The organism is Pseudomonas arsenicoxydans (genome assembly GCF_006438915.1).
GTDB lineage: Bacteria > Pseudomonadota > Gammaproteobacteria > Pseudomonadales > Pseudomonadaceae > Aquipseudomonas > Aquipseudomonas arsenicoxydans_A.
This window is the reverse complement of record NZ_RCZE01000004.1, coordinates 126,967-139,210: the sequence shown is the minus strand read 5'-3', so window position 1 is coordinate 139,210 and position 12,244 is coordinate 126,967. Positions and strand designations below refer to the sequence as shown.

The window sequence follows — 12,244 nt, the reverse complement described above, 5'->3', positions numbered from 1 at the left end:
GGTTTTTGCTGGGGTAGATGTCATGACCGACGAATGGAAAGCGCCCGCCAAGGCGAGCGTAGAGAGCGGTGACGAAAAAAGCTGGAAGCTGCTGGAAAAGACCCTGCTGGCCGGTGTGCAGGAGCAGCGCCGTTCGCGTCGCTGGGGGATTTTCTTCAAGCTGCTGACGTTCGTGTACCTGTTTGTGGCGCTGATTCTGTTCACGCCGCTGATGGACATGGAAAAGAGTGCGACCCGCAGCTCCAACTACACCGCATTGATCGATGTGGTTGGCATGATCGCCGACAAAGAATCGGCCAGCGCCGACAATATCGTCGGTAGCCTGCGCGCGGCCTTCGAGGACGATAAGGTCAAGGGCATCATTCTGCGCATCAACAGCCCGGGCGGCAGTCCGGTGCAGTCGGGCTACGTGTATGACGAAATCGTCCGTTTGCGTGCCCTGCATCCGCAGATCAAGGTGTACGCGGTGATCTCGGACCTGGGCGCTTCCGGCGCCTACTACATCGCCAGTGCGGCAGATCAGATCTACGCCGACAAGGCGAGCCTGGTGGGCTCCATTGGTGTGACGGCGGCTGGCTACGGCTTTGTCGGCACCATGGAGAAGCTGGGTGTGGAGCGTCGGACGTATACGTCGGGCGAGCACAAGTCGTTCCTTGACCCGTTCCAGCCAGAGAAGCCTGAGGAGACTCAGTTCTGGCAGGGTGTGCTGGACACCACGCATCAGCAGTTCATCAATAGCGTGAAGAAGGGCCGTGGCGATCGCCTCAAGGACAAAGAGCATCCGGAACTGTTCTCCGGGTTGGTCTGGAACGGTGAGCAGGCGCTGCCGCTCGGTCTGATCGATGGTCTGGGCAATGCCAGTTCGGTGGCCCGTGACGTGATTGGCGAGAAGGAACTGGTGGACTTCACTGTTCAGGAGTCGCCGTTCGATCGCTTCTCGAAAAAGCTCGGCGCCAGTGTTGCCGAGCAGTTGGCGATGTGGATGGGCTTTCACGGTCCGTCGATGCGCTGACGCTGTGGCTGCATAAAAAAACCGGCCTGTGTGGCCGGTTTTTTTATGGTCAGGGAATGTGCACGCCTTCGGCCAGTAGCATGTCGATCAGGCGAATCAGCGGCAGGCCGATCAGGCTGGTGGCGTCAGGGCCTTCGGTGCTTTGAAACAGGCTCACCCCCAAACCTTCGGCCTTGAAGCTGCCTGCGCAGTCGTAGGGCTGTTCGGCGCGCAGGTAGCGCTCGATGCGCGCCTGATCCAGCGTGCGCATGTGGACGGTGAACGGCACGCAATCGACCTGACATTCGCCAGTCTGGCTGTTGAGCAGGGCCAGGCCAGTGAGGAAGGTCACGCTGGCGCCGCTCGCGGCGAGCAATTGTTCGCGCGCCTTTTCAAAGGTGTGGGGTTTGCCGATAATCCGCTCGCCGAGTACCGCGACCTGATCGGAGCCGATGATCAGATGAGCGGTATGGCTGCCCGCCAGAGCCTGGGCTTTTTCTTTGGCGAGGCGTTTGACCAATTCGATGGCGGGCTCGCCCGGTCGGTGGCTTTCGTCTATATCCGGCGAGCTGCAGGTGAATGGCAGCTGCAAGCGGGCCAGCAATTCCCGGCGATACACCGAGCTTGAAGCGAGTAATAAAGGCAGCATGCGCAACTCCAAAAGTCAGGTGCGAATTCTAGCGGAGGCTTGCAAGTGACGGACAGGGCTGAATTTCCTTTGACATGGCTGGGTGCATCCCTATAATGCTGCGCCTATGTTGAATGACCCGATTCCACCTCACGTTGACCCGCGCAAATTGGCTGACCGTGGCACCACCCTTCAAGGTGAACTGCTGCTGGCCGATTTGGAGAGACTCTGCGACCCGCTTTCCGACACTGTCGGTACGGTGCAGGCTAAATTCGTTTTTGAACGAGATGAACGTAAATCTGTGGTCATCCACAGCTTTATCGACACCGAGGTCAAAATGGTTTGCCAGCGTTGTCTTGAGCTGGTCACCCTGCCGATCCATAGCGAATGCAGTTATGCTGTGGTGAAGGAGGGTGCGAATACCCAGTCGTTGCCGAAAGGTTATGACGTGCTGGAACTGGGCGAAGATCCATTGGATCTGCAGTCACTGATCGAGGAGGAGCTTCTGCTCGCCTTGCCCATTGTGCCTGCTCATCATCCGGAAGAATGCCAGCAGCCGGCGGGTCTCGATGAGCCCGAACCGAGCGAGGACGAGGTAACGCGGTCCAACCCGTTCAGTGTATTGGCGCAGTTAAAGCGTGACCCAAACGTTTAGGAGTTAATCAATTATGGCTGTTCAGCAGAACAAAAAATCCCGCTCCGCCCGTGACATGCGCCGTTCGCACGACGCTCTCGAGGCTAGCACCCTGTCTGTAGAAAAAACCACCGGTGAAGTTCACCTGCGTCACCACGTATCGCCAGAAGGCGTATACCGTGGCCGTAAAGTGATCGACAAGGGCGCTGACGAGTAATCACTTGTCCGCTCAAGTCATCGCGATTGACGCAATGGGCGGGGACTTCGGTCCCCGCAGCATTGTTCAGGCCAGCCTCGCTTGCCTGTCTGCTACACCCTCGCTGCACCTGACCCTCGTCGGTCAACCCTCACTACTCGAAGAATTGCTCTCTGGCCAATCGGCTATGGATCGCTCGCGCCTGTCGATCGTGCCGGCGTCCGAAGTCATCACCATGGACGAAAAGCCTGCGCAGGCCCTGCGTGGCAAGCCCGACTCGTCAATGCGCGTGGCGCTGGAGTTGTTGCGTGATGGCAAGGTCCAGGCGTGTGTCAGTGCCGGCAATACCGGTGCGCTGATGGCGTTGTCGCGGTTTGTGCTCAAGACTTTGCCGGGCATTGATCGTCCGGCGATGGTGGCGGCAATTCCCACGCAAAAAGGTTATTGCCAGTTACTCGATCTGGGCGCCAACGTCGATTGCAGTGCCGAGCACTTGTTGCAGTTCGCGATCATGGGTTCGGTCGCGGCGGAGACGCTGGGTATTGTTCGCCCGCGTGTCGCGTTGCTGAATATTGGCACCGAAGACATCAAGGGCAATCAGCAAGTCAAGCTGGCGGCCACTCTGTTGCAGGCAGCCCGAGGCATCAATTACATCGGTTTTGTCGAAGGTGACGGTTTATACCGTGGCGAGGCGGATGTGGTGGTGTGTGACGGCTTTGTCGGCAATATCTTGCTCAAGTCCAGCGAAGGCCTGGCGACCATGATCGCCGGGCGCATCGAAGCCTTGTTCAGGAAAAACCTCGCCTCGAAAATGGTCGGCGCACTGGCGCTGCCGTTGATGAGGCGTCTGCAAGCCGATCTTGCACCTGCCCGGCACAACGGTGCCAGCTTCCTCGGATTGCAGGGGATTGTGGTGAAGAGCCATGGTTCGGCGGGGGTGCAGGGCTTCCAGAGCGCCATTTCCCGCGCGCTGATCGAGATTCAGGAAAACCTGCCGGAGCGGATACACGGTCGTCTGGAGGATTTGTTGCTTTAGGCGTTTTTGTCAGACAATGCTTAAATGTGACCGCTCAGTTTAATTGGCCATCCAACTGTCAGTTTCTTGCGTCCCCCAAGCGGGACGTCATTTATCCGACGACAAGATCATTAGGGGCTCGTTACATGTCTGCTTCCCTCGCATTCGTCTTTCCAGGACAGGGTTCGCAGTCCCTCGGCATGCTGGCCGAGTTGGGCGCGCAACATCCGGTTGTCCTCGAAACATTCAAAGAAGCTTCCGATGCCCTTGGTTACGACCTGTGGGCACTGACCCAGCAAGGGCCGGAAGAGCAACTCAATCAAACCGATAAAACCCAGCCGGCCATTCTGACCGCCTCGATCGCCTTGTGGCGTCTGTGGCTGGCCGAAGGTGGCGCGCGCCCGGCTTATGTTGCCGGTCACAGCCTGGGCGAATACAGCGCCTTGGTCGCGGTGGGCAGCCTGAGTCTGGGCGACGCGGTCAAACTGGTTGAGCGTCGCGGTCAGTTGATGCAAGAAGCCGTTCCGGCCGGGCAGGGCGGCATGGCCGCAATCCTCGGTCTGGACGACGCTGATGTGCTGGCAGCCTGTGCTGAAGCGGCACAAGGCGAAGTGGTCAGCGCGGTGAACTTCAACTCCCCGGGCCAGGTGGTGATCGCCGGTGCCAAGGCGGCGGTCGAGCGCGCCATCGAAGGCTGCAAGGCGCGTGGTGCCAAGCGCGCCATGCCATTGCCGGTCAGTGTACCGTCGCACTGTGAGCTAATGCGCCCGGCGGCCGAGCGATTCGCCGAGTCGATTGCTGCAATCGACTGGCAGGCCCCGCAGATTCCTGTCGTACAGAACGTCAGCGCCCATGTGCCAGCCGATCTGGAAATCCTCAAGCGCGACCTGCTTGAACAGCTCTACAAGCCTGTGCGCTGGGTTGAATCGGTCCAGGCACTGGCTGCCAAGGGCGCGACCCAGCTGGTCGAATGCGGTCCAGGCAAAGTGCTGGCTGGTCTGAACAAACGCTGCGCCGAAGGCGTGTCGACATCCAACCTCAATACCCCAGACGCTTTCGCTGCCGCCCGTGCAGCGCTGGCCTGAATCAGGAGAAACTTGCATGAGTCTGCAAGGTAAAGTTGCACTGGTCACCGGCGCGAGCCGTGGCATTGGCCAGGCTATCGCCCTTGAGCTGGGTCGTCAGGGCGCCATCGTGATTGGCACCGCAACCTCCGCTTCCGGTGCCGAGCGCATCGCCGCGACCCTGAAAGAAAACGGTATTCAAGGCACCGGTCTTGAGCTCAACGTCACCAGCGACGAATCCGTTGCTGCTGTACTGGCGAGCATCACGGCACAGTTCGGTGCGCCGGCGATCCTGGTCAACAATGCCGGTATCACCCGCGATAACCTGATGATGCGCATGAAAGACGACGAGTGGCATGACGTTGTCGATACCAACCTGAACAGTCTGTTCCGCCTCTCCAAGGGTGTTTTGCGCGGCATGACCAAAGCCCGTTGGGGACGAATTATCAGTATTGGCTCAGTTGTGGGTGCCATGGGCAACGCAGGCCAAGTAAACTACGCAGCCGCCAAGGCCGGTCTGGAAGGTTTCAGCCGTGCACTGGCGCGTGAAGTCGGTTCGCGTTCGATTACGGTAAACTCGGTGGCCCCTGGGTTCATCGACACCGATATGACTCGCGAATTGCCCGAGGCACAGCGTGAAGCCTTGCAGACGCAGATTCCGCTGGGCCGTCTGGGACAAGCACAAGAGATCGCGTCTGTGGTCGCTTTTCTTGCGTCGGACGGTGCGGCTTACGTTACTGGGGCTACAATCCCGGTGAACGGCGGGATGTACATGAGTTAAATGTGACGGATCGCTTCAAAAAAATGTCATACGAGCTGTCTAAAATCCGTTATAAAGCTGCAATCTATTTATAGGCAGAGGGCTGTCGGGTTTGAGGAGTGAAGCTTTCAGTTGAAAAGCTGAAAAGTCTTTCTATACACTTACCCACTGGCCAGCTGCCTGAATTTGTCCATTAGGAGTGAAAACAAGGTATGAGCACCATCGAAGAGCGCGTCAAGAAAATCGTTGCTGAGCAACTGGGCGTTAAAGAAGAAGAAGTGGTCAACACTGCTTCCTTCGTTGAAGACCTGGGTGCCGACTCCCTTGACACCGTTGAGCTGGTGATGGCTCTGGAAGAGGAATTCGAGACCGAAATCCCTGACGAAGAAGCTGAGAAGATCACTACTGTACAAGCCGCAATCGATTACGTTACTAACCACCAGGCTTAATAGCTTGTAATCGTTGCTTGCTGTCATGGAAAAACCGCACTGCCATCACGGCGTGCGGTTTTTTCTTTAGGCCTGATGCAAAGTCGTCATTTGAAAAAAGGAGAGTGCTGTGTCGCGTAGACGCGTCGTAGTCACCGGTATGGGTATGTTGTCGCCACTGGGCACGGATGTGCCGAGCAGTTGGCAGGGCATTCTGGCTGGCCGCAGTGGCATTGGTCTGATCGAACACACCGACCTTTCTGCCTATTCCACCCGTTTTGGCGGCTCGGTAAAGGGCTTCAATGTCGAGGAATACCTGTCGGTCAAGGAAGCGCGCAAGCTCGACCTGTTCATTCAATACGGTCTGGCCGCAGGTTTTCAGGCTGTGCGAAACTCGGGGCTGGAAGTCACTGACGCCAACCGCGAGCGAATCGGCGTGGCCATGGGTTCGGGTATTGGCGGACTGACCAATATCGAAGAAACCAGCCGCACCCTGCATGATTCCGGCCCACGGCGGATCTCTCCGTTCTTCGTGCCAGGCTCGATCATCAATATGATTTCCGGTTTCCTGTCCATCCATCTGGGGGCACAGGGACCTAACTACGCCATCGCCACCGCGTGTACCACCGGTACGCACTGCATCGGCATGGCCGCCCGCAACATCATGTACGACGAAGCTGACGTGATGATTGCCGGCGGCGCCGAAATGGCGGCGTGCGGTCTGGGCATGGGCGGCTTCGGTGCCTCCCGCGCGCTGTCGACCCGCAACGATGAGCCGACACGTGCCAGCCGTCCGTGGGACAAGGGCCGTGATGGCTTCGTATTGTCCGATGGTGCCGGTGCTCTGGTTCTCGAAGAGCTGGAACACGCCAAGGCACGCGGCGCGACCATCTATGCCGAGCTGATCGGCTTCGGCACCAGTGGCGACGCTTACCACATGACTTCGCCACCGGCGGACGGTGCAGGTGCTGCACGTTGCATCACCAACGCCCTGCGCGATGCCAAGGTCAACGTTGATCAGATTCAATACATCAACGCCCACGGTACCTCGACCTCGGCTGGGGACCTCGCCGAAGCCTGTGCGATCAAGTCGGTGTTTGGCGACCACGCCTATAAGCTGGCCGTCAGTTCGACCAAGTCCATGACCGGTCACCTGTTGGGTGCGGCGGGCGCGGTCGAAGCGATCTTCAGCGTCCTGGCGATCAACAGCCAGGTCGCGCCGCCGACCATCAACCTTGATGAGCCCGACGAAGGCTGCGACCTCGACTTCGTACCGCACACGGCGCGCAACATGGACATCGATGTGGTGTTGTCGAACTCCTTCGGGTTTGGCGGGACCAATGGCTCGCTGGTGTTCCGCCGGTTCGCTGACTGATGGACAGCTGGGTCGACGGTCAGCCGGCTGACGCTTTGTCGCTGAAAGATCGCGGCCTGGCTTACGGTGATGGTCTGTTCGAGACCATTGCCGTACGCGGCGGGCAGCCGCTGTTGCTGGAGCGGCACCTGTCGCGTCTGGCGCACGGCTGTTCGCGCCTGGCGATCACGGCGGATCAAGAACTGGTTCGCGACGAATTGCTGGCCTATGCCGCTGCGCTCGGTGAGGGCGTGCTCAAGCTCATCCTCACGCGCGGCGACAGTCTGCGCGGTTATGCTGCCGATCCTTCGGCGCAAGCCCGACGCATTCTGCAAGGCAATTCTCCGGCGGCTTATCCAGCTGCGCATGCCGAGCAGGGCGTTCGATTGTTCCCCTGTACCACACGACTTTCAAAGCAACCCTTGCTTGCCGGGCTCAAACACTTGAACCGTCTTGAGCAAGTGATTGCCCGCGCTGAATGGCAAGACACCGAACATGCCGAAGGCTTGATGCTCGATCAGGCCGGTCGCGTGATCGAAGGTGTGTTCAGTAATCTGTTCCTGGTGCGCGATGGCGTGCTGATCACCGCCGATTTGAAACGCTGCGGCGTGGCCGGGGTGATGCGTGCCGAATTATTGTTTCAAGCCGAGTCATCGGGAATCCCCACGCAAGTGAGCGATATCACGCTCGAACAGCTGCAATGGGCCGATGAAGTCTTTGTCTGCAACAGCGTGTATGGCGTTTGGCCCGTGCGCGCCTATGCTGCGCTGAGCTGGCCGGTTGGGCCGCTCACCCGTAAACTCCAAACCATTGCCCGCGCGCTACTGGATGCTTGATACGTGAGACGTAAATTCTTGCTGCTGCTGGAAACCGGATTGGTACTGGCGGGGCTGTGTCTGGGCGCTTCTGCCTGGAAAATCCATACGGCGCTGGAACAGCCGCTGAACATCACCCAGGAAGAGCTGCTGGACGTGCCCAAAGGCACGACACCCACCCGCACCTTCTATCGACTCGAAGCCGACGGCGTCATCAAGGACGCGTTCTGGCTGCGCGTTTACTGGCGCTTCAATCTGCCCAAGCAACCGTTGCACAGCGGCGAATACCGCATGCTGCCGGGCATGACGGTTGAAGGGTTGATCGACCTGTGGAAGCGCGGGGAAATGGTTCAGTACAGCGTGACGCTGGTCGAAGGCTGGAACTTCCGTCAGGTCCGCGCCGCCCTGGCCAAAGACGAAAAGCTCGAACAGACCCTTGAAGGTTTGAGCGACAGCCAGGTTATGGAGAAACTCGGTCATCGCGGGATTTTCCCGGAAGGGCGTTTCTTCCCGGACACCTACCGCTTTGTGCGTGGCATGACCGATGCCGATCTGCTGAAAAAAGCCTATGACCGTCTCGACGAAGTCCTCGCCAAAGAGTGGGATCAACGTTCTGCTGATGCACCGTATACCGACCCCTATCAGGCGCTGATCATGGCCTCGCTGGTGGAGAAGGAAACCGGCGTGCCGCAAGAGCGCGGGCAGATTGCCGGGGTCTTTGTTCGACGCATGGCGATCGGCATGTTGCTGCAGACCGACCCGACGGTGATCTACGGCTTGGGGGATCGCTACAGCGGCAAATTGACCCGCGCCCACCTTAAGGAAGCGACCCCGTACAACACTTACGTGATCTCGGGCCTGCCACCGACGCCGATTGCCATGGTCGGCCGCGAAGCCATTCATGCCGCATTGAATCCGGTGGCTGGCAACAGCCTGTACTTCGTCGCGCGCGGCGATGGCAGCCACGTGTTCTCCGATGATCTGGATGCGCATAACAACGCGGTGCGCGAGTTTCAGCTCAAGCGTCGCGCCGATTATCGTTCCAGCCCGGCACCGATCCCTGCGCCAGCGACGGCGAATGGCGAATCGCTGGATGCCGAGGCACCGATCCCGGCGGCTTCGCCTGATCCAGATCCCGAAGCTTTGCCATCGGTGGTGCCACAAGAACCGCCGCAAGAGCCGGCGCCTGCACCGACGCCTGAGCCTGAGCCGGAAGCTGACGCTCCGCAAAGTGCGCAATAATTTCTGATAAGGACTGCCTGTGACTGGCTTGTTTATTACCCTGGAAGGCCCGGAAGGCGCCGGCAAAAGCACTAATCGCGAATACCTCGCCGAGCGCCTGCGCGCCGCCGGTATCGAAGTGGTGCTGACGCGCGAGCCGGGTGGTACGCCGTTGGCCGAGCGGATTCGCGAAGTGCTGCTGGCGCCGGTTGATGAGGTCATGAACCCTGACACTGAATTGCTGCTGGTGTTTGCTGCGCGCGCCCAGCACTTGGCCGAGGTGATTCGCCCGGCGCTGGCTCGTGGTGCAGTGGTGTTGTGTGATCGATTCACGGATTCCACTTACGCCTATCAGGGCGGCGGTCGCGGTTTGTCGCTGGAGCGTATCGCAACGCTCGAAACCTTCGTCCAGGGCGATCTGCGTCCGGATCTGACGCTGATCTTCGACCTGCCGGTGGAAGTGGGCCTGGCCCGTGCCAGCGCTCGTGGTCGTCTGGACCGTTTCGAACTCGAAGGCCGTACCTTTTTTGATGCCGTGCGCAGTGCGTTCCTCACGCGCGCTGAAGCGGACCCGGCGCGGTATGTGCTGGTCGATGCCGCCCAGCCGCTGGCTCAGGTTCAGCAATCGCTGGACGCCTTGTTGCCGCGTCTGCTGGAGTTGGCCCGTGGCTGAAGCCTATCCGTGGCAGGACAGCCTCTGGCAGCAGTTGGCCGGTCGTAAGCAGCACGCTCACGCCTATCTGCTGCATGGCCCGGCCGGGATCGGCAAGCGCGCACTGGCGGAACGCTTGATGGCCAGTCTGCTGTGCCAGCGGCCAACCGCGCAGGACGCCTGCGGTGAATGCAAATCCTGCCTGCTGCTCAAGGCGGGCAGCCATCCCGACAACTACATCCTCGAGCCGGAAGAAGCCGACAAGGCGATCAAGGTCGATCAGGTCCGCGATCTGGTCAGCTTCGTCGTGCAGACGTCGCAGATGGGCGGGCGCAAGGTGGTGTTGATCGAGCCGGTCGAGTCGATGAACGTCAACGCCGCCAATGCCTTGCTCAAAAGCCTCGAAGAGCCATCGGGCGATACCGTTTTGCTGTTGGTCAGTCACCAGACCAGTCGCCTGTTGCCGACCATCAAGAGCCGCTGCGTGCAGCAGGCCTGCCCACTGCCGAGCGAAGCGATGAGCCTTGCGTGGCTGGCCAAGGCGTTGCCGGACAGCTCGGAAGAAGAGCGCGTCGAACTGCTGACGCTGTCCGCCGGTTCGCCGCTGGGCGCGGTCAAGTTGCAGGCCCAGGGTGTGCGCGAACAGCGCGCGCTGGTGGTGGAGGGCGTGAAGAAATTGCTAAAGCAACAGCAATCGCCGACGCAATTGGCCGAAGAATGGAAAACCATTCCGCAGTTGCTGTTGTTTGATTGGTTTTGCGACTGGTCGAGCCTGATCCTGCGCTATCAGCTGACCCAGGATGAAGACGGTCTGGGATTGACGGACATGCGTAAGGTGATTCAGTACCTGGCGCAAAAAACCGCTCAGGATAAAGTCCTGACGATCCAGGACTGGATCCTCGCCCAGCGTCAGAAGGTAATGAGCAAGGCCAACCTCAATCCGGCGTTGTTGCTGGAAGCGCTGCTGGTGCAATGGGCCTCGTTGCCTACCCAGAAGTGATCGTCTGCGCCTAGACTCTGTGCATCAGCAGTGGAGGTCAGCATGAATGAACTCGTCAACCCGGGGCCGCGTAATGGCATTTTGTCCCTGACCATCAAGGACAAATCCGTGCTGTACGCCGCCTACATGCCCTTCATCAAGAATGGCGGCCTGTTTATCCCGACCAACAAAAGCTACAAGTTGGGCGATGAGGTCTTCATGTTGCTGAACCTGATGGACGAAGCCGAGAAGATTCCGGTCGCGGGCAAAGTCACCTGGGTCACCCCCAAAGGCGCTCAGGGCAACCGCGCCGCCGGGGTCGGCGTGCAATTCAACGACGGCGACAACACGGCGCGCAGTCGAATTGAAAACCACCTGGTCGGAGCCCTCAAATCCGACCGTCCCACTCATACGATGTAAGTTGCAGCCCTTTTATGCTCGTAGATTCCCATTGTCACCTTGATCGTCTCGACCTCGCAGCCCACGACGGCTCCCTGGATGCAGCACTCGATGCGGCCCGTCAGCGCGGGGTAGGGCACTTTCTGTGCATCGGCGTCAGTGTCGACAACGCCGCCGACGTCAAAGCCCTGGCCGAACGTTACGACGACGTCGACTGTTCGGTTGGCGTGCATCCACTGGACGTACAACCGGGTGCTGCGCCAGCGCTGGACTGGTTGTTGCGCGAACTCAATCACCCGCGCGTCGTCGCGATTGGTGAAACCGGTCTGGATTATCACTACGAACCGGAAGCGGCCGAGTTGCAGCAGGAGTCGTTTCGCCTGCACCTGCAAGCGGCCCAGCAGACGGGCAAGCCGGTGATCATCCACACCCGCGGCGCCCGTGCCGATACTTTAAGCTTGCTGCGTGAGGCGGCACTGCCACAGGCTGGCGTGCTGCATTGCTTCACCGAAGACTGGGACATGGCCAAGGCCGCGCTGGACATGGGCTATTACATTTCCTTGTCCGGTATTGTCACTTTCCGCAATGCCGACGCGCTGCGCGATGTGGCCAGCAAGGTGCCCGCCGACCGCTTGCTGGTGGAAACCGACTCGCCGTACCTCGCGCCGATCCCGTATCGCGGCAAGCCGAACCTGCCGCAGTACGTAAGGGAAGTCGCGGAGTTTCTAGCCATGTTGCGAGGAGAGCCCTACGAGCGATTTGCCGAGCAGACGACCGAGAATTTCAAGCGGTTGTTCCCGTTGGCGCATGTGAAACCGGTTTAGGGCTCAAAACCGCCATCGCCGGCAGGCTCGCTGCCACGGGTCAAATCGCAGGCAAAAAAAACCCGGGTTCTGGGGGGGGAATCCGGGTTAAGACCATTAGGAGTAAAACAATGGCACGCGGTCCGTTGGTACCAATATCGGCGCAACACTTGGGGGAGATGTCTCGCCGACAGTTCAAGTATTGATCACTATTGCGCCTCGTCCAGTTTACGGCCCCCGGTTTTTAAACAATTTTGGAATACGCCCGCTTCGGAAGAGTTCTCATCAATGAGCGAACCTGCGGG

The 12,244-nt window shown here is 59.5% G+C and carries 15 protein-coding genes; 14 read left to right on the top strand and 1 reads right to left on the bottom strand.

What is annotated here, in order from left to right; genetic code table 11:
• Window positions 1-22: 22 nt before the first annotated feature.
• Window positions 23-1,012 (top strand): S49 family peptidase, encoded by a 990-nt coding sequence (locus EAH78_RS09620; RefSeq protein ID WP_140667339.1) that lies wholly within the window; start codon window positions 23-25, stop codon window positions 1,010-1,012.
• A 49-nt stretch (window positions 1,013-1,061) separates the two neighbouring features.
• Here EAH78_RS09620 and EAH78_RS09615 read toward each other — a convergent pair whose 3' ends face one another.
• Window positions 1,062-1,640, bottom strand: a complete 579-nt coding sequence (locus EAH78_RS09615; RefSeq protein ID WP_140667338.1) for a Maf family protein — start codon at window positions 1,638-1,640, stop codon at window positions 1,062-1,064.
• 106 nt (window positions 1,641-1,746) lie between these two features.
• Between EAH78_RS09615 and EAH78_RS09610 the strand changes: the two genes are divergently transcribed.
• From EAH78_RS09610 to EAH78_RS09550, 13 genes are all read left to right on the top strand, one after another.
• Complete coding sequence (locus EAH78_RS09610; RefSeq protein WP_004371317.1) at window positions 1,747-2,274, top strand: YceD family protein; 528 nt, start codon at window positions 1,747-1,749, stop codon at window positions 2,272-2,274.
• A gap of 13 nt (window positions 2,275-2,287) precedes the next feature.
• Window positions 2,288-2,470 (top strand): 50S ribosomal protein L32, encoded by a 183-nt coding sequence (rpmF, locus tag EAH78_RS09605; RefSeq protein ID WP_003179396.1) that lies wholly within the window; start codon window positions 2,288-2,290, stop codon window positions 2,468-2,470.
• 4 nt (window positions 2,471-2,474) lie between these two features.
• Window positions 2,475-3,485 carry a phosphate acyltransferase PlsX gene (plsX, locus tag EAH78_RS09600; protein WP_140667337.1) on the top strand — a complete coding sequence of 337 codons (1,011 nt, stop codon included), beginning with the start codon at window positions 2,475-2,477 and terminating at the stop codon, window positions 3,483-3,485.
• 125 nt (window positions 3,486-3,610) lie between these two features.
• Entirely contained in the window at window positions 3,611-4,549 is a 939-nt protein-coding gene (fabD, locus tag EAH78_RS09595) for an ACP S-malonyltransferase (RefSeq protein ID WP_140667336.1), read from the top strand.
• 16 nt (window positions 4,550-4,565) lie between these two features.
• Window positions 4,566-5,309: a 3-oxoacyl-ACP reductase FabG gene (gene fabG, locus EAH78_RS09590; protein WP_027924041.1), complete on the top strand. Its 744-nt coding sequence runs from the start codon at window positions 4,566-4,568 to the stop codon at window positions 5,307-5,309.
• A 191-nt stretch (window positions 5,310-5,500) separates the two neighbouring features.
• Window positions 5,501-5,737, top strand: coding sequence for an acyl carrier protein (gene acpP, locus EAH78_RS09585; RefSeq protein ID WP_003442511.1), 237 nt, complete (start codon window positions 5,501-5,503; stop codon window positions 5,735-5,737).
• A 109-nt stretch (window positions 5,738-5,846) separates the two neighbouring features.
• On the top strand, window positions 5,847-7,091 hold the full coding sequence (fabF, locus tag EAH78_RS09580) for a beta-ketoacyl-ACP synthase II (protein WP_140667335.1): 1,245 nt from the start codon (window positions 5,847-5,849) through the stop codon (window positions 7,089-7,091).
• Window positions 7,091-7,906: an aminodeoxychorismate lyase gene (gene pabC / locus EAH78_RS09575; RefSeq protein WP_140667334.1), complete on the top strand. Its 816-nt coding sequence runs from the start codon at window positions 7,091-7,093 to the stop codon at window positions 7,904-7,906. Before fabF ends, pabC begins: the two co-directional genes overlap by 1 nt.
• 3 nt (window positions 7,907-7,909) lie before the next feature.
• Window positions 7,910-9,127, top strand: a complete 1,218-nt coding sequence (mltG, locus tag EAH78_RS09570) for an endolytic transglycosylase MltG (RefSeq protein WP_140667333.1) — start codon at window positions 7,910-7,912, stop codon at window positions 9,125-9,127.
• A 19-nt stretch (window positions 9,128-9,146) separates the two neighbouring features.
• Complete coding sequence (tmk, locus tag EAH78_RS09565; RefSeq protein WP_140667332.1) at window positions 9,147-9,779, top strand: dTMP kinase; 633 nt, start codon at window positions 9,147-9,149, stop codon at window positions 9,777-9,779.
• Window positions 9,772-10,758, top strand: a complete 987-nt coding sequence (locus tag EAH78_RS09560) for a DNA polymerase III subunit delta' (protein ID WP_140667331.1) — start codon at window positions 9,772-9,774, stop codon at window positions 10,756-10,758. Before tmk ends, EAH78_RS09560 begins: the two co-directional genes overlap by 8 nt.
• A 42-nt stretch (window positions 10,759-10,800) precedes the next feature.
• Window positions 10,801-11,157, top strand: a complete 357-nt coding sequence (locus EAH78_RS09555) for a PilZ domain-containing protein (RefSeq protein WP_140667330.1) — start codon at window positions 10,801-10,803, stop codon at window positions 11,155-11,157.
• Between the two features lie 14 nt (window positions 11,158-11,171).
• Window positions 11,172-11,960, top strand: coding sequence for a TatD family hydrolase (locus EAH78_RS09550; protein ID WP_059182344.1), 789 nt, complete (start codon window positions 11,172-11,174; stop codon window positions 11,958-11,960).
• Window positions 11,961-12,244 lie beyond the last annotated feature (284 nt).